The sequence below is a fragment of the Marinomonas sp. A3A genome (assembly GCF_018336955.1).
GTDB classification, from domain to species: Bacteria; Pseudomonadota; Gammaproteobacteria; order Pseudomonadales; family Marinomonadaceae; genus Marinomonas; species Marinomonas lutimaris.
In genome coordinates this window covers 2,347,820-2,365,516 of sequence record NZ_CP025532.1, presented here as the reverse complement: position 1 = coordinate 2,365,516, position 17,697 = coordinate 2,347,820, and the positions used below count along the sequence as shown (strand labels likewise).

General features: G+C 42.2%; 13 protein-coding genes. 7 read left to right on the top strand and 6 right to left on the bottom strand.

Features of this window, described 5'->3' with window-relative positions:
* The first annotated feature begins 381 nt into the window (after window positions 1-381).
* Together rluC and CYL31_RS11030 are read left to right on the top strand one after the other, a co-directional pair.
* Entirely contained in the window at window positions 382-1,353 is a 972-nt protein-coding gene (gene rluC / locus CYL31_RS11035; RefSeq protein ID WP_212915306.1) for a 23S rRNA pseudouridine(955/2504/2580) synthase RluC, read from the top strand.
* A gap of 186 nt (window positions 1,354-1,539) precedes the next feature.
* Complete coding sequence (locus CYL31_RS11030; RefSeq protein WP_212915305.1) at window positions 1,540-3,006, top strand: anion permease; 1,467 nt, start codon at window positions 1,540-1,542, stop codon at window positions 3,004-3,006.
* A gap of 90 nt (window positions 3,007-3,096) precedes the next feature.
* Here the strand turns inward: CYL31_RS11030 and CYL31_RS11025 are convergent, their stop codons facing one another.
* Window positions 3,097-4,995, bottom strand: a complete 1,899-nt coding sequence (locus tag CYL31_RS11025) for a HAMP domain-containing methyl-accepting chemotaxis protein (RefSeq protein ID WP_212915304.1) — start codon at window positions 4,993-4,995, stop codon at window positions 3,097-3,099.
* A 195-nt stretch (window positions 4,996-5,190) separates the two neighbouring features.
* A complete protein-coding gene (locus tag CYL31_RS11020; RefSeq protein ID WP_212915303.1) occupies window positions 5,191-6,045 on the bottom strand; it encodes an AraC family transcriptional regulator in 855 nt (284 codons plus the stop codon).
* A gap of 73 nt (window positions 6,046-6,118) precedes the next feature.
* On the opposite strand from CYL31_RS11020, the gene CYL31_RS11015 reads away from it, so the two are divergent.
* Window positions 6,119-6,739, top strand: a complete 621-nt coding sequence (locus CYL31_RS11015) for a LysE family translocator (RefSeq protein ID WP_212915302.1) — start codon at window positions 6,119-6,121, stop codon at window positions 6,737-6,739.
* Window positions 6,740-6,900: 161 nt separating this feature from the next.
* Here CYL31_RS11015 and CYL31_RS11010 read toward each other — a convergent pair whose 3' ends face one another.
* Window positions 6,901-8,796 carry a PhoX family protein gene (locus CYL31_RS11010; protein ID WP_212915301.1) on the bottom strand — a complete coding sequence of 632 codons (1,896 nt, stop codon included), beginning with the start codon at window positions 8,794-8,796 and terminating at the stop codon, window positions 6,901-6,903.
* 344 nt (window positions 8,797-9,140) lie between these two features.
* Here CYL31_RS11010 and CYL31_RS11005 point away from each other — a divergent pair, with 344 nt between their 5' ends.
* The 3 genes from CYL31_RS11005 (at window position 9,141) to CYL31_RS10995 (ending at window position 11,218) form a co-directional block, all read left to right on the top strand.
* Window positions 9,141-9,737, top strand: a complete 597-nt coding sequence (locus CYL31_RS11005; protein ID WP_212915300.1) for a DJ-1/PfpI family protein — start codon at window positions 9,141-9,143, stop codon at window positions 9,735-9,737.
* A gap of 211 nt (window positions 9,738-9,948) precedes the next feature.
* Complete coding sequence (locus CYL31_RS11000; protein ID WP_212915299.1) at window positions 9,949-10,416, top strand: hypothetical protein; 468 nt, start codon at window positions 9,949-9,951, stop codon at window positions 10,414-10,416.
* Between the two features lie 46 nt (window positions 10,417-10,462).
* Entirely contained in the window at window positions 10,463-11,218 is a 756-nt protein-coding gene (locus CYL31_RS10995) for a CLCA_X family protein (protein ID WP_212915298.1), read from the top strand.
* A gap of 207 nt (window positions 11,219-11,425) precedes the next feature.
* On the opposite strand, the gene gcvP is transcribed toward CYL31_RS10995, so the two are convergent.
* From gcvP to glyA, 3 genes are all read right to left on the bottom strand, one after another.
* Entirely contained in the window at window positions 11,426-14,290 is a 2,865-nt protein-coding gene (gene gcvP, locus CYL31_RS10990; protein ID WP_212915297.1) for an aminomethyl-transferring glycine dehydrogenase, read from the bottom strand.
* A gap of 78 nt (window positions 14,291-14,368) precedes the next feature.
* Entirely contained in the window at window positions 14,369-14,752 is a 384-nt protein-coding gene (gene gcvH, locus CYL31_RS10985; protein WP_212915296.1) for a glycine cleavage system protein GcvH, read from the bottom strand.
* Between the two features lie 57 nt (window positions 14,753-14,809).
* Window positions 14,810-16,087 carry a serine hydroxymethyltransferase gene (gene glyA / locus CYL31_RS10980; RefSeq protein WP_212915295.1) on the bottom strand — a complete coding sequence of 426 codons (1,278 nt, stop codon included), beginning with the start codon at window positions 16,085-16,087 and terminating at the stop codon, window positions 14,810-14,812.
* A gap of 371 nt (window positions 16,088-16,458) precedes the next feature.
* Between glyA and gcvT the strand changes: the two genes are divergently transcribed.
* On the top strand, window positions 16,459-17,559 hold the full coding sequence (gcvT, locus tag CYL31_RS10975) for a glycine cleavage system aminomethyltransferase GcvT (RefSeq protein WP_212915294.1): 1,101 nt from the start codon (window positions 16,459-16,461) through the stop codon (window positions 17,557-17,559).
* The last annotated feature ends 138 nt before the right edge of the window (window positions 17,560-17,697 follow it).

Here is a 17,697-nt window from a genome sequence, read left to right as displayed (position 1 = left end):
TTCAGTGTTCTCTGGCGAGAGGAGTACGCGATTCGTTTATTTTATCTTAAACGCTTTTGTGCGGTCGCTGCCGTGATCAATACTAAATAGTCTCTTTAACCGGTCTCGTTTCTTTGCTTTTACGAAACAACGCGAACGCGCGGCCTAGCAATTTTAATGAGAGTTCCTTCCACTGAAGCGGATTTTTCCGAATCATGCGGTTTATTATTTAAGATTAACTGTTACAGAGGTAAGATAGGGGGCCAAAGTGTCGCTTCGGCAATTGTCATTCAATTCTTGCATCTTATCTTCGAGGTGTTTTGTTGCCTCTTACCCTTTGCGAATGTGAATATAACAGTAAAAACTAAGTGCTTCAATTATAAAGGAAACCAATCTTAGCTTATGTCGGACTCAGAACTAAATTCAACAGAGCGTCCCGCGGTTCGTTACGTCACGATTGACGACAATAATGCGGGCCAGCGAATCGATAATTTTTTGGTTACCTTTTTAAAAGGTGTTCCGAAAGGCAAGATTTACAACCTACTTAGAAAGGGGGAAATTCGCGTCAATAAAAAGCGGACCAAGCCGGACTATCGCCTTCAAAATGAAGATGTTGTGCGTATTGCGCCAATTGTTATTGCGCCAGAATCCGACAAGCCTGTCTTGTCAGATCGCCTTAAAAGCGAGATAGAATCACGCATTGTTTATGAAGACAAAGGGTTGATCGTCATTAATAAACCTTCTGGCTTAGCTGTTCACGGTGGCAGTGGTTTGAGTTTCGGTCTGGTTGAAGTTATTCGCCAAATGCGACCGTTAGAGAAGTTTATTGAGCTTGTTCATCGACTTGATCGTGATACTTCTGGTCTTATCATGGTCGCTAAGAAACGCGCAGTCCTAAAAGAGTTGCATACAGCATTGCGTGAAAAAGAAGGAGTACAAAAAACTTACCTTGCATTGGTTTATGGCAGCTGGCCTAAAAGAAAATTGCAAGTTAACGCGCCTTTATTGAAAAATGAGCTGCAATCTGGTGAGCGCGTCGTCAGAGTGCATACTGATGGAAAAGAGAGTTTGACTCGGTTTAAGCTTGTTCGACAGTTTGAAGGTTATAGTTTGGTTGAGTGTGAGCCAGTAACAGGCCGTACGCATCAAATTCGAGTTCATACCCAATATGCAGGTTATCCGATTGTTGGCGATGAAAAATATTCGCCTGCTGAGTCTTTAAAAGAGACAAAAGCTCTTGGCTTTAAACGCTTGTGTCTGCACGCGACGCGATTAGACATTATGTTGAACGGCGAGCGTATGTTGTTTGAGGCGCCACTTGATAAAGAATGGCAAACCTTGATGAATGACAATCTAACTGGGATTTTCTCTTAACTATTTGTCGTTTTTGAATCATTAGATAAAAAGACTTGCTGCGGCAGGTCTTTTTTTTAGCTTATTTTTAGTGAATCTTGCTTTTGTGATGTGTATCACCTTTCTCTAATGCTAAATGCCCTACCATGTCAGGGTGATTCCCTTGTTTTTAACAGGGAAACTTTTTCTAAGATGAAAGGATTTTTCATGAAAGCCTCTGATATCCGGACGATTCCGGGACTCATTTCTATTTTTATCACGCTGTTAATCTGGTTTGTTGTGCCAGTACCTGATGGAGTATCTGCTAATGCTTGGCATTTGTTGGCTTTGTTTGTTGGTACTGTGGTTGCTATTATCGGTAAGGCGATGCCAATTGGGGCGCTCGCGATTTTGGCCATTACTCTAGTTGCTCTAACTGGCGTAACAAGTGATTCGCCTGCAGGTGCGATTAAAGATGCATTAAGTGGTTTTTCGAATTCTCTGATTTGGTTGATTGGTATTGCGATTGTTATTTCTAGAGGTTTAGCAAAAACTGGGCTTGGAAATCGTATCGGCTATTACTTTATCTCTTTATTTGGTAAAAAAACCATCGGTATTGGCTATGCTTTGGCTATTTCAGAGTTGGTTATTGCTCCGGTAACACCAAGTAATACTGCGCGTGGTGGCGGTATTATTCATCCTATTATGAAGTCCATAGCAACTAGTTTTGGTTCTTCACCTGAAGAGGGTACTTCTCGGAAGATTGGTCATTACCTTGCCTTGGTTAATTACCATATCAATCCCATTACTTCGGCGATGTTCATTACAGCAACCGCACCCAACCCCTTAATTGTTAAATTAATCTCTGATGCCACTGGCGCTAACATTAGTATTACTTGGGGGACATGGGCACTAGCGGCGCTTTTGCCAGGTTTGGTGTGTATTGCACTTGTGCCCTTGGTTGTTTATGTCATTTATCCTCCAGAGATAAAAAGCACGCCAGATGCAAGGACTTACGCAAAGTCTAAACTCGCCGAAATGGGACCTATGTCGTATGGTGAGAAGGTGATGGTGGCGGTATTTGCTCTGTTGCTAATTCTTTGGGCTGGTATTCCTGCAATGTTGTTCGGCGCAGACTATGTGGTGAATACAACGGCGGTAGCATTTTTAGGTTTGTCTGTTTTATTAGTGACAGGTGTTTTGAGCTGGGATGACGTGCTCAAAGAAAAATCAGCTTGGGATACGGTTGTATGGTTCTCCGCCTTGGTAATGATGGCCACTTTTTTGAATAAGCTAGGTTTGGTGCAATGGTTTTCGACTGTTGTTGAAAGTAATATTGAACACTTAGGATTTGATTGGGCTATTTCTGTCGTCATCTTGGTCGCAATCTATTTCTATGTGCATTATTTCTTTGCCAGTACGACGGCGCATATTACGGCCATGTTCGCTGCTTTCTATGCCGCAGGTTTGGCGTTAGGTGCACCACCTTTGTATCTTGGTCTGTTACTGGCTGGCGCGTCTTCCTTGATGATGTCATTGACTCATTACGCTACAGGCACATCGCCGATTATCTTTGGGTCTGGTTATGTCTCGATGGAAGATTGGTGGATCATGGGCTTTATTATGAGTGTGGTGAATTTAGCCGTATGGGGTGTTGTCGGTGGCTTATGGTGGAAGGTATTGGGTTACTGGTAATGAAAGCTTTAAACAAAAACAGTCACCTATTCGGAATGAATTAGGTGACTGTTGGTGATCGTTTTTCCTCCAGAATTGACTAGATGGTGATTAGATTTTAAAGCGATCTGTTAGTGATTTAAGTTGATGGCTTAATGCTCTCAAGTTGCTAACGGCAGCAACAGATTCGATAGAGCCTTCAGCGGTTCGATCTGCTAACTGACGGACATTTTCAACACTGCGATTGATCTCATCAGACACTTGAGATTGCTCTTCCGCTGCGGTAGCTATTTGATTGTTCATATCTTGGACATAGCCGACTTGTTCGCTAATGTTTGCGAAAAGTTCCAATACTTCTTTTGCTTGTTCAGCGTTTTTCGAAGATAAATCACGGCTTCTTAGCATTTTATCCAGGGATTCTTGGGCGCCATTTTGCAATTCGACAATTAAGTCCTCAATCTCTTTAGCTGAACTTTGAGTTCTGCTAGCTAGTCCACGCACTTCGTCTGCCACTACCGCAAAGCCTCGTCCTGCTTCACCAGCTCGTGCCGCTTCTATTGCCGCATTTAGCGCTAGTAAATTGGTCTGCTCCGCAACGGCTTTAATAACTTCTAATACATTGCCGACATTATCAGTGCGTATTTTTAGTTGTTCCATTGCTGTACTGGTTACAGTCAAGTCGCTAGCTAACGATTCGATTGATTTCGCTGTGTCTGATACCTTCAAATTGCCTTGGTTTACTATGTTGTCAGTTTTAGTGGTTGCTTCTGCTGCTGTTTCCGCATTACGAGCAACTTCAGAGACTGTGGAAGACATTTCATTGATTGCCGTCGCTACTTGATCGGTTTCATCTTTTTGAGACTGCATCATTGTCTGGCCTTGTTTTGATATTGTTTCTAATTGCTCACTGGTTGAGCTTAAATTTAGAACGCCAGTAATAACTTCAGAAATGAGCTTGTTTAGAGTGCGACTCATTACCCCAATATTGTTATAAAGTTGGCCTAGTTCGTCTTTGCGATCTGTTTTTAATGTCTGAGTTAAGTCGCCATTAGATATTTTCTCAACGGCGGCCTTAACATCATTCATTGGTTTTACGATCATATGGCGGATTAGAAGAGCAAAGAATATTCCCATCAAAATAGCAATCACAGTGACGGTAATTAATAAGGTTGATACTCGTTCACCATCTTCTTTGCTTTTTTGCTCTTGAAGGGATGTGATTGAATCAATTTTATCATTCATGCTAGATGACAAATTCATTAGCTTTTCTTGTGCTTTTACAAGTTCAGCATTAACGGCGGGATTACTTTTTCCAAGCTCTTCGTATTGATTTAAAAGAGATAGGATTGTTTGCTGTTTACTTTGCAGGTCACTTGATAGCTGTAGATTTTTTGTCTTGTTGATCACTGCTTGAAATCTTGTCGTGACAAGTTCAGCTGGTATGTTTTCTTTTTTGATGACATGGTCATTTATCTCGGACGTTAGGGCGTACCAACTATTTGATGCATCCAAAGCCGTATTCATGTTCTCTACATCATTTTGCTGGCGAAGCTCTAGAATGGTTTGATTGTATTGGTTGAATATACTGCGGCGTATTATGGTGGCATTGTTATCAATGTCTTCCCATTTGTTACGGGCATTAGTAAGGTTTGTTAGCGCTTTTTGGTATTCAAGGAGATTTTGCTCTGTTTGCTTTATTAAGTCTTTAACGTCTGCACCGTTGTATAGTGTTTCGCCCGTTTTTAATAAGCTGGCGAGGGTTTCCGTTCGGCGAATTAGCTCATTTTTATCATCTGTAGATCCTGATTCTGCAAAATGCTCTCGAGCAAGTTGAATATCAATCACAGTATCGTCTAAATCGTTTGATAGACGAACTTTCTCCGCTCTATTGAGTAAGGTATTTACACCAGAAATACCGACCATTCCAACAATAAGCGCAAGTATTAATACTGACCCAAAGCCTAAACCAAGTTTAGTGCCAATGAGCCTGTTTTCTAAAAAAATTTTCATGAGAATGCTTCCTTAGCTATTCTTTGGGGGAGGAGGGGGATAGAGCGGTTAAATATTATCCTTATTATTCATGTAACCGTTTTCTTGCTCTATCATAACTGTTTCTCACTGTTTCAATAAACAGTAAGAAGGTGCATAAAATAAGATGTTTCAAGGTTTTGGTTATGTTTGTAATGCAATACTTTGATGTGTCGTTTATGCATTAATTCGTTTTTGATAGTGGTAGGGTGTCGTTCCTAGTGCTTTTTTAAAATGACTGTTCATATGGCTTTGATCGAAGAAACCGCATTCTGAGGCTACGTTGCTTGGTTGCTCACCATTTTTGAGTAATGATTTTGCTTTTTGTAGTCGAGATTGAATCTGATATTGGTGAGGAGTTATGCCAAATGATGCTTGGAATTGGCGAATGAGATGATATTTACTCATACCCACTAACCTTGATAAGTTTTCTAGGCTAATTTCCTGGCTGGCATAAGCATGAATGTACTCTTTCGCAATTAGTAATGACTTATTTGCTTTTTTCGAAGGAATGACTGAGCTGTTGGTTTTACTATTGAGAGTTAATTGTACGAAAAAATTATAAACTGTTGTTTCTATGGTTAGCCTTGATGGCTTATCAGCGAGAGAGCGGAATATGAGGTTAAATAGTTTTATAAGCTTTTCGTCATCAATAATCGGACGATGGAAATAGGGTGCGTTTTTTGATTTGAATGTTAAGTCACTCAAAAGATCATCAAAGAGCTCTGGGGTTGGGTACATGGCTCTATACCCCCAACCATTTTCTGAGGCGGGGCTACCAGTATGGGCGGTATCGGCATTCACAATAACTAAACTACCCGCGCCGGAAGTGTGGTTCTCTCCTTGGTTGAAAAAACTTTGTGCCCCATGTTCAATGACGCCAATAGCGTAACCTTCGTGTATATGTTTTGAGAAGTGCTGATTTTTGAAGTTTGCTCGCACGCATTCAATCCCATCGTAACAATCCAGATTAAAGAAATGTGAACCGATTTCCTCTTTCATAAAATGCCCTTTGAGTTGTTGAGTTGTCATAAAAACGCAATTTTATCCTATAAGCAAATATCTCTACATAGATAATAGCTTCTTGTTTTATATAGGAGGAATTATGTTTAATCTTGGTGACGATACTGTTTTGTATTACATCGCAATTTGTTTGGTTGCAGCCGGGACGCCAGGCCCAGGTACGCTTGCTGTATTGAATTCTGCTTTGTTCTTTGGTGTCAAACGGACATTGCCAGTAATGCTTGGGATTTTATTTGGTATGGCTGTCGTTTCTGTCGCCACGGTAACTGGTTTAAGTGCGTTGATTTTGCACTCTACGTTTGCCTTTTCGGTGATCAAATACTTTGGTGGATTATATATTGGCTATTTAGGTATGCGCATTTTATGGTCTATCTTTAAAAGTATACAAGGTGGGATAAAGGCCGAAAAGTCCGAGAAAGAAATGACATTCGTAACCGGTGTTATTCTGTCCATTTTTAATCCGAAAACCTTAGTGTTTTTTACCGCTCTGCTTCCTGCTTTTATCCACCAAGAGAGCAGCGTAATTTCACAGACTGTTACCCTTACACTGATTTTGTTGCTTTGTACTTTTCTTGTGCATTTAACCTACAGCATGTTATGTGGTTATGTGTCTGCTTTCTTTGTACGACATATGATATGGGTGGACGCCATTACAGGCTCGATGTTTGTCTGTTTTTCAATCGCTGTTTTGTTGTTGTCTTAATATGTACTTACTATGATGCATAAGCAGATGAATTCATCAATGTAGAACTTGGGAACATATTATCTGGTTTGAATGCAATTAATCGATAAAAAAAAGGCAGCCAGATGGTTGCCCTTTTCGTTTTTACGTAACTAAAGCGCTAGCTCTTAAATCTTAGGCGCTCATATCTTAGGTATGCCCGTGATGTAACCAACAGCAGCACCGTAACGGTCTTTGTAGTTAGCGCGAATGTATGGATCTAATGTGTCTTTTACTTTCGCGTGTAGTTTGTCATCCCAGTCACCAGCGTGTTGGATATTACTCATGATGTAAGTCCAGCCGTTGATTTCATCTACAGCGTGTAAGCCAGTTGATTCTGCGCCAGCAGGACAAGACATGATGCGTGATAACTCACCGCTGTCTACGTTATAAGCCCAAAGGAAGTTGTTTACGTGGTTGCCACTGTCTTCACCAATGAACAAAGTGCGAAGTTTTTCAGAGAACTTGATGTTATCAGGGTTCGCAATACGATCAGCGTGAGCTGTGTTGCCAAGTGCATCAGGCGTTGCTAAGTCTTCGCCAATTAGGTTTGCAGGAGCATGCATGTGAACAGACACCCATTCACTGTCGATTGCTTGGCCGTTATTGTCTTTTTGACCGCCGGTTAATTTATGTTCATAAACCGCACCCGCTTTAGGGCCTTCAACATGAATGTCGTTGCTGCCATCTGTCATGGTTTTGTAGATGTAAGACATAGCTGAATAGGCTTTTTTGTCTTTAATGTTGACAGTGGTGCCTTCCATTTTTGTGAATCCCAATGATCCGCCAACTAATGCTGCATAACGGTGAGTTTCTAGGAAAGCAGCTTCTTTTTCCATGCCAGGTTTTAGTTTTACCCAGTTGGTTTTACCGCCGTAGCCAATTTTGGTGAAGCTAGAATCTTTAGGGTCTTTAGTATGAATTTCCATGATGTCGGTCGATTTAATCCCCGCATCTACCAAACGTTGAATCTCATCACTATTGGCTTCGCCTAATTTGATCCAAGAGATATCGCCTGTACCTGGGCCTTTACTAGAAATTTGAGTCCATTTAGCCACGTAAAGCTTACCAGAAGAAAGGTCGCGGGCTTTATCTGCAATGAACATAAACAAACCGCTGTTTGTCGCATCGTCACCCATGATAACAGTGCGCTCATCAGGCATAACTTGTACAAGCTCGTGAGAAATACGACCCATGCAGTAATGTTTCTTGATAGATCCAGTGCCGTCTTTGTTAACCGTTACTTCGGGCAGATGGCCATAGTTGTATGGTTTGCCTTTATTTTCATCACCAAATAGGTTTTTAGAATAGGCTTTGAATTGTTTGTCGTCCGCTTTTGATGCATCCGGTTCGTATTCTTCACTGGAAAGGTGAGTTCCCCAAGGAGAAAGGCTGGCACCACAGGTGATCCATAAACCACCAACATTTGACGTATCAACGTTGTGGTATTTAACCAGTTTCAATTCACCGGTTTCTGGATTTTGGTCTAAGGTCAGAATAGCAATAGGAGAAGGCAGCTTGCCGTACATGTCTTCGCCAGCACCATCGCGAGTAGCATATTCAAATTGAACGACTGCAAAGACGTGATTACCGTAAACGCCAGCGACTTTTGCGTCTTTAACCGTTAATAAACTAGAGCCATCTGGACAGTCTGAGAAAAACTGACGATTACCAGCACTAGGATCAAGTATTGGCTTGTTGTTGATGTCGTAATAACCACCAGCAATCACTGTATTGCCATTACCGTCTGCCACTTTGTCGCCTGTCATGAAGAATGGTTGGTAATCCAGTTTAACCATGCGGCTTGTGCCATCTTCGAACTTCAACTGCATCGCTGAGTTAATAAGGTTGGTTGACATGGCAGCAGGATTGCTTAGTGATGGCGCGGCCATAGGAACAAAGCTAACAGAAGAAAGAGGCGAGTCCGTCATTCCTGCAAAAGCAGTAGAGCTAAATACACCACCTGCAAGTGGTAGTAATGGTGCACCAGCCATAAAGCCGAGCATACGACGGCGATTTGAGTCGACAGAATTAGTCATGATTTTTTCCTTGATTCCTACAGGTCGCAACCTGAACTACGTGTGTAAAAAGAAAGTGAGAGAGCCACTGAGATAGGGTTCTTGAAAAGGATTAAATCAGGGTTTGATGAAGTTTCTGTGACAGATTTAAATTATTTGGTTACAAATAGAAAAATACCCCATGAATGAGAATGCTTTTTATTTCAATTGGTTAAGCTCAGAGTACATTTTCAGTTTGGCTTTTAAATCGAGCTTTCTTGCTGTTGATCATTCGTAGCATTGGTTTTATGCAATTCATGAATTTAATTGTCATGAATTGATGGAATAGGATATGTTCATGATCAAACGTGGGAGTAAATTAAATCATGAATATATCCATTTTAACTTTCGATGGCTTTAATGAGTTGGACTCATTTATAGCGCTTGGTATTTTGAACAGAGTAAAAAATAAAGGCTGGAAGGTATCTATTGCCAGCCCAACTAAACAAGTTAAGTCAATGAATGGTGTTGTGATTGAAAGGCAGGCTTCCCTTGAAAGCTTATCTTCTGCTGATGCTGTCATTGTAGGGAGTGGGATAAAAACAAGAGAAGTGGTAGCTGATGCATCTATTATGGCGCAATTACAACTTGACCCAAGTCGTCAGGTAATTGGGGCTCAATGTTCTGGCACTTTAGTTTTAGCTAAACTGGGATTATTGGACGATGTTCCTGCTTGTACCGATATAACAACATTGCCATGGGTAAAAGAGGCTGGCATTGAAGTACTTAATCAAGCTTTTTTTGCAAAAGGAAATGTAGCCACTGCTGGTGGCTGCTTGGCCTCTCATTATCTTGCAGCTTGGGTAATTGCTCGGTTAGACAGCATTGAAGAAGCGAAAAACGCTATCGACTACGTTGCCCCAGTTGGTGAAAATGAAGACTATGTAAGTCGCGTCATGCAAAATATATCGCCTTATTTGTAGTGTGCTGTTGAGTGCAGTGTCAGGTAATAGACCTTAAAGGCGTAAAGATAAGGTTAAAATGTGCATCTGTACTTTGGCTGTTGTTCTTATTGTTTTGTCTCAATAGAATCAACTGTTACTTTTATTTGTCTTGTGGCGACTTTGTTTTTTGATGGGAGTTAAAAAGCAAACCAAGGCAGATTTTATATTTGCATAGAACAAGAAGGTCCGCATGAAGAAAGTTTTCTTGAAAAAACTGCAGTCTCTTACCGCGATTCTTGTGTTGAATACGGTACCTGTTAGTTTTGCCCAGACTGGTGGGATTAATTATGAAGCGGAAGTGCTGCAAGCTAGAGTACTTACGGATGATAGAAAAAATACACTTAAGAGTGCTGGTTCTCAAACAGACTCATTAAAACAACTGTATTTTGATAATTCATTGGCTTACATCCAAAAGCACTCTGAACAAACAGCTAGCTATCAGCATCAAGTGGCTTTGGCGCTGGTGGAAGAAGCGTATCAAGATGATTATGACACTCTGTTGGATACGTATGAGAGAGAGTTAGAGGGCGCGGTGGCCAGTAACGATGTTGATAGAATAGAAGGTGCTAAAAGTCTAGTTGAGGATCAATTGCAGGAATTAAAAGCGATAAGAAGTGCTAAAATTGCTGAGTTTAATCGGCAGTTCGGTTTGTCTTAAAGTTTAATTGTTTGCCCTCAATAAAGTATACAAATAGCGAGTTTTAATGTCGTTTCATCAAGCTGTAATTAACTTTGTTTTAATACGTCGGCAATTTGACTTTCGTGGCATTGAGATGGGCCGTTGGGTGACGCCAGAGGAAAGAGATCGCGCGGCGGTTAACTTCCATCAAGCGCTAGAAGATTTAATGACTGTGCTGCAAGGGCCAGAATTGCTGATATCTTTACGAGGCACTCTGGGTCTTCAATATGGGAAAGGTGGCAGGCCTGGCGTTGCTGCTCACTATGTTCCAGCAACGCGGCAGTTATCTTTAGCGAAGAACGCAGGTGCTGGCAGTCTCGCACATGAGTGGTTTCATGCTTTCGACCATTATATGGGCGAAAAAATGTTTTACCAAATATCATCTTCTCGTTTTGCTTCTGAAAGTTGGTTGAATGACGCCAAACTGCAATTGTCCCGCAACAAACAACCTCATCCTCTAAACTTGCTATTGGCCGAATGCTTCAAGACTATCATGCTAAATGAGCAAGGAAATGAGCCCAGTGACCTGTTTAAAGCGTCCCGTCTTGCAGACCAAAAGCTAAAAATAGTCTATTACGCCAAACCAGAAGAGATGTCAGCAAGAGCTTTTGAAGCCTTCGTTGAAGACACAAAACCTACCAGTAGCTTTTTAGTCAAAGGCAGTCGTCATTCAGAAGAGGCCAAAATGGGTCTTTATCCTCAAGGCGAACAGCGTCATCAGGTCAATCAAGCCTTTCAAAATTATTTTAGTTTGCTTGGTCGGGCATTGAGCCAAATTTAGCATTTCTATTGTCTTTTTATTATTTCTTAGCCCTTTTGTCGTTACTTGTCGGTTGTTTTATATTCTATATGATAAATAGGGATTAATTTTTATGAAATTTATCTTTAGCTTCTTATCATGTAGCTGTGTATTTCCTTCTTAACAAAAAAGGCGAATCATTGCTGATTCGCCTTTTTTGGTTCTAGTACTTTTTAGTAGCTTCGAAGATTAGTCTTCGTAGCTGTCTATTGGTGGACATTCGCAGAATAGGTTACGGTCACCGTAAACGTTATCGATACGACCAACCGGTGGCCAGTATTTACGCGCTTTGATCCAATTTAAAGGATAAGCACCTTCTTTACGTGAATAGGCGTGATTCCATTCCATATCTAAAAGGCTATCTGCAGTATGTGGTGCATTAACTAGCGGGTTGTCTTCTAGTGGCCATTCGCCTGCCTGTACTTTGCTGATCTCTTTGCGAATCTGAATCATGGAGTCGCAGAAGCGATCTAGCTCTTCAAGGTTTTCAGATTCCGTAGGTTCGATCATTAACGTACCAGCTACTGGGAAAGACATGGTTGGCGCGTGGAAGCCAAAGTCCATCAAGCGCTTAGCGATATCTTCTTCACTGATGCCTGATTCTGCTTTTAATGGGCGAATGTCGATAATACACTCATGTGCAACCGTACCGTTTTTACCAGTATAAAGAACAGGGTAGTGCTCGCCTAGGCGTTTAGCTATGTAGTTAGCATTCAAAATGGCATTGAAAGTTGCATCACGCAAGCCTTTGTCGCCCATCATTTTGATGTACATCCAAGTAATTACAAGGATACTTGCGCTACCGTACGGTGCTGCAGATACTGCGCCGTGTTGCTCAAGCATGCCCATTACTGGCGCAACAGCGTGACCTGGTAGGAAAGGCGCAAGGTGAGATTTTACGCCAATCGGACCCATGCCTGGGCCGCCACCGCCATGTGGAATGCAGAATGTTTTGTGTAGGTTAAGGTGAGAGACGTCACCGCCAAATGTGCCTGGAGGCGCAACGCCAACAAGTGCGTTTAGGTTTGCGCCATCGATGTACACTTGACCGCCAAATTTGTGAACGATGTCACATACTTCGCGAATGTGCTCTTCAAATACACCGTGAGTAGATGGGTAAGTCGCCATGATGCAACTAAGTTGCGCGGCATGTTTTTCTGCTTTTTCAGCAAGATCGACCAAATCAATGTTGCCGTTTTCGTCGCATTTAACAATCACAACTTTCATACCCGCAAGAGCAGCAGAAGCTGGGTTTGTACCGTGAGCAGAACTTGGGATCAAACATACATCGCGGTCATGATCGCCACGAGATTTGTGATATTTATCAATAGCGATAAGGCCAGCATATTCGCCTTGCGCACCAGAGTTTGGTTGCAAAGAAACCGTATCGTAGCCTGTTGCTTTAGAAAGCATATCGACAAGCTCTTGCAGTAATGCGTGATAGCCTGCAACTTGATTGCTTGGCGCAAACGGGTGAATACGGCCGAATTCTGCCCAAGTAACTGGGATCATTTCAGAGGCTGCATTTAGCTTCATGGTGCAAGAGCCAAGTGGAATCATGCTTTGGTTTAATGCAATGTCTTTCACTTCCAATTGGTGCATGTAGCGCATCAATTCGGTTTCGCTGTGATGGCTATTAAATACTGGGTGAGTCAGGATAGCATCTTGACGCAGCATCGAAGCATCAAAGCCGAATGCAGTCTCAGAGTTAGTAATGTCTTCAAGTGATAGTTCTGCGCCGAAACATTCAGCCAAATCGATAAGGTCGTTTGGTGTGATGGTTTCGTTTAATGCAACAGATACTTGGCTTTCAGACACTTTGTAGAAGTTCATTAACTTCGTAGCGCCTTTTGCCATGATGCTATCTGTTTGGTCGCCAGTGTTAACAATGACTGTATCAAAGTAGCTATCATTGGTTGAGAAGCCTTGCTTTTGAATGGCGCTAGCAAAGCAATTAGTTAATGCGGCAATGCGATTGGCGATTCTCTTAAGACCAACAGGGCCGTGATAAACCGCATAGAAGCCAGCCATCATGGCAAGTAATGCTTGGGCGGTACAAATATTTGAAGTCGCTTTTTCGCGGCGAATATGTTGCTCACGAGTTTGCATCGCCATGCGAAGTGCTGGTTTGCCATGGCTATCTTTAGATACGCCGATAACGCGACCTGGCATAGAACGTTTAAATGCGTCTTTCGTTGCTAAGAAGGCAGCGTGAGGCCCACCAAAGCCCATTGGTACACCGAAGCGTTGTGCAGAACCGAATACAATGTCAGCGCCCATTTCACCTGGAGATTTAAGTAGAACAAGAGAAAGCAGATCTACAGCGATGCTCACAAGAGCGTTCTGTTCATGAGCTTGTGCGATGACTGGGCTTAAATCAGTAACAGTGCCGTCAATTCCCGGATATTGGAAGATGGCGCCAAACACATCATGCTGTGCAAAGTTGGCGATGTCGTCAACAATGACTTCTATGTCTAATAGCTCAGCACGAGTTTTAACAACGTCAATTGTTTGTGGCAAGCAATGGCTCGCAACAAAAAGTTTGTCGCTCTTCTTGCGATTTGAGCGTTTCATTAGTGTCATAGCTTCGGCAGCAGCCGTTGCTTCATCTAACAAAGAGGCGTTAGATATCTCCATGCCAGTTAGGTCGATGATGACTTGTTGGAAGTTTAATAGTGCTTCCAAACGACCTTGAGAAATCTCTGGTTGGTAAGGTGTGTACGCTGTGTACCAACCTGGATTTTCTAGTAAATTGCGTAAAATAGGGGATGGCACATGCGTATCGTGGTAGCCCATGCCGATAAAAGAGCGTGCCACTTTATTTTGATTGGCAATGGCTTTTAATTGCACAAGTGCTTCGCTTTCGCTAACAGGGTTGGCTGAAAGGTCTAGATTTGCTTGACGAATGGCTTCCGGAACGGTTTTTTCGATTAGTTCTGGAAGGCTGTTTATGCCGATTGTTGCTAGCATTTTGGCTTGTTCTGATTCATCAGGGCCAATGTGGCGAGCAATAAATTCATCGTTATTTAACAAATCGCGGATGCACGAGGTCATGGTTCAATCACCTATTAAGATAAAAATCTGGGAGATTAGGCTCTCGATACAGAATAGAGGGAGAGCCTATATTTGAGACTATTCGATAGTGGCTGAATAGCCCGCAGCATCAAGTAGTTTATCAAGATCAGCTGTGTTGCTTAGCTTGATTTTTACAATCCAAGCGCCTTCATATGGTGCTTCGTTGATTAGTTCTGGCGCATCGTTTAGTGCGTCATTCACTTCAATTACTTCGCCATTAACAGGAGCATAAATGTCAGAAGCGGCTTTTACAGATTCTACTAGAGAGAATTGCTCAGTTGCGGTTACTTCTGCGCCTACTTCTGGTAGCTCAACGTAAACAACGTCGCCTAGTAGATCTTGTGCATGATCGGTAATGCCAACAGTTACTGTACCGTCACCGTTGTCTAAAACCCACTCATGAGAGTCTGCGTATTTTAGGTTATCTGGAATAGTGCTCATAATATTAATGCCTCTTTAAAAAAATACCCAAGGAGGTTAAGCCTTGGGTATGTGATTTTAGCGGTAAAGTGGGAAGCGTTTACACAGCTCTTTTACTTCTGCAAGTACGCGAGCTTCAACTTCAGGATTGCCTTCTGGCATTTCAACTAAACCGTCTAGTACGTCACTGATAAGATGACCCACTTTTTGAAACTCTTCAATGCCAAAGCCACGTGATGTTGCTGCTGGTGTGCCGATACGGATACCAGAAGTGATCATTGGTTTTTCAGTATCAAAAGGGATGCCGTTTTTGTTACAGGTAATACCAGCACGCTCTAGTGCTTTATCAACAACATTACCTTTCAAGCCTTTAGGGCGTAGATCAACCAGCATTAGGTGGTTGTCTGTTCCGCCAGTTACGATATCGCAACCACGTTCAATCATGACCGCAGCCAATGCTTTAGCGTTAGCAACAACTTGATCGATGTAGACTTTAAACTCAGGTTTCAGCGCTTCACCAAATGCTACTGCTTTACCAGCAATAACGTGCATTAGTGGGCCGCCTTGGTAGCCTGGGAAAACGGCTGAGTTAATTTTCTTACCAAGATCAAGATCGTTGGAAAGAATCATGCCGCCACGTGGGCCACGAAGTGTTTTGTGCGTTGTTGTGGTAACAACATGAGCATGTGGAAGTGGAGACGGGTGAGCGCCAGTCGCAACAAGGCCTGCAATGTGTGCCATGTCAACGAATAGGTAAGCACCGACTTTGTCAGCAATTTCACGAAAGCGTTTGAAATCAATAACACGAGGAATGGCAGAACCACCCGCGATGATCATTTTTGGTTTGCACTCTAAAGCTTGTGCTTCAATGGCATCATAATCAATCAATAGTGTTTCTGGGTTAACTTGGTATTGAACCGCATTAAACCATTTGCCAGATTGAGCTGGTGGCGCGCCGTGAGTCAAGTGACCGCCAGCATCCAAAGACATACCTAGAATTGTGTCGCCTGGTTGAAGTAGAGCAAGCATCACTGCGCCATTGGCTTGGGCGCCAGAGTGAGGCTGTACGTTGGCGAATTCACAGCTAAATAATTGCTTAGCGCGATCAATAGCAAGTTGCTCAGTAACATCAACTGCTTCACAGCCACCGTAGTAACGACGATTTGGGTAACCTTCTGCGTATTTGTTAGTTAGAACAGAACCTTGAGCTTCTAAAACCGCTTTTGAAGTGATGTTTTCAGATGCGATCAATTCAATGCCAGTTTCTTGACGTTCTTGCTCTTCAACGATTGTTGCAAAAAGCTCTGGATCTCGTTCAGCTAGCGTTTGGCTGAAAAAGGCTTCGGTGTTAGCCATGGGGTAATTCCTCTTAAATAAACATGTATGCCCAAAAGACAATGAGTCGTGCGTATAATAACACTAAGGAAGTCTAAGATGATGAAAAAAGATCATCTTTCTAAGAGCGTCAGTCATTGTTCGGTTTACGTCAATTTTGCTTATCATAATCAAAAAGTTTCCAATTGGAAACAGCAAAGGTGAGTCAATTTTCAAGTTTGTTTGTTATTAAAGTTGACCGATCATTTAGGTTTTTTGTTGATGTCTATTGGTTTTGATTTCAGATATTGCTGAATAAATGTCGCTTAGTGCTTGTCAAAACAAGTTGCTTTTAGATACTCTGTTTCCAATTGGAAACAGACTCTATCACAATTTTAATTAAGGTTTTTGTTATGAAACGTACTGCTCTATGTGATCTACATATCGCTTCTGGCGCTAGAATGGTTGAGTTTGCTGGTTATGAAATGCCTGTTCAATATCCGTTGGGTGTAATGAAAGAGCATTTGTGGACTCGTGAAAATGCGGGCTTATTTGATGTTTCGCACATGGGGCAGGTCATGTTGCGGGGTAACAATGTAAAAGCAGCTCTTGAGGCTATTTTGCCTGTTGATGTGCTTGGATTGGCTGAAGGTACGCAGCGTTATGGCATGTTTACTACCGAAAAAGGCGGTATTACGGATGATTTGATGTTTGCCAATTGGGGGGATGAAATCTTCATGGTGGTTAATGCTGGCTGCAAAGAACAGGATTTTGCTTATTTGAAAGCGTCTTTGGTCGATTGTGAGGTAGATATTATTGATGATCGATCTTTGCTAGCTATTCAAGGTCCAAAAGCGCGTGAGGTTTTTGCTCGCATGGTGCCTGGTGCGGAAGCGATGACTTTCATGCAGAGCCTAAAATTTGATTGGCAGGGAGTTGAGCTGTGGGTTAGTTGTTCTGGCTACACGGGTGAGGATGGTTATGAGGTTTCGGTACCAAATGATCAGGCTGAAGTTTTTGCTAATGCTTTGTTGGCTTATGATGAAGTTGAGTGGATTGGTCTTGGTGCTCGTGACTCTTTGCGTCTTGAAGCTGGCCTGTGTTTGTATGGTCATGACATTGATACCACCACAACACCAATAGAAGCGTCTCTTAATTGGGCGATACAAAAAGTACGTCGTTTAGAGGGTGAGCGTGCTGGTGGTTTCATTGGTGCTGATATTATATTGCCACAATTTACCAATAAGCCGACAAGAAAGCGTGTTGGTTTCTTGGTTGATGGGCGTGCTCCTGTTCGCGAAGGTGTTGAAATCGTAGACGCTTCTGGAGTGGTGAAAGGCACAGTAACCAGTGGTGGCTTCTCCCCAAGTCTTGCTCAACCTATTGTCATGGCTTATGTATCGACTCAAGCTCTTGACTCTAACGAGCCGTTGTTTGCTAATGTCAGAGGGAAAAGCATTCCTCTAAATCAAGCTGCGATGCCATTTGTGCCTTCTCGCTATTTCCGCGGCTAATAACTAATGTACTGTTGAATTTAAGGGCTATTGATCAAGCCCAATTCAAATTTTAAATGAAATGCGCTATGCGAAGCTTGGTTCTTTGCGTGGCGCATTTTTATTTCTTATGTGATAATTCTTTACTTTTGGAGTCTG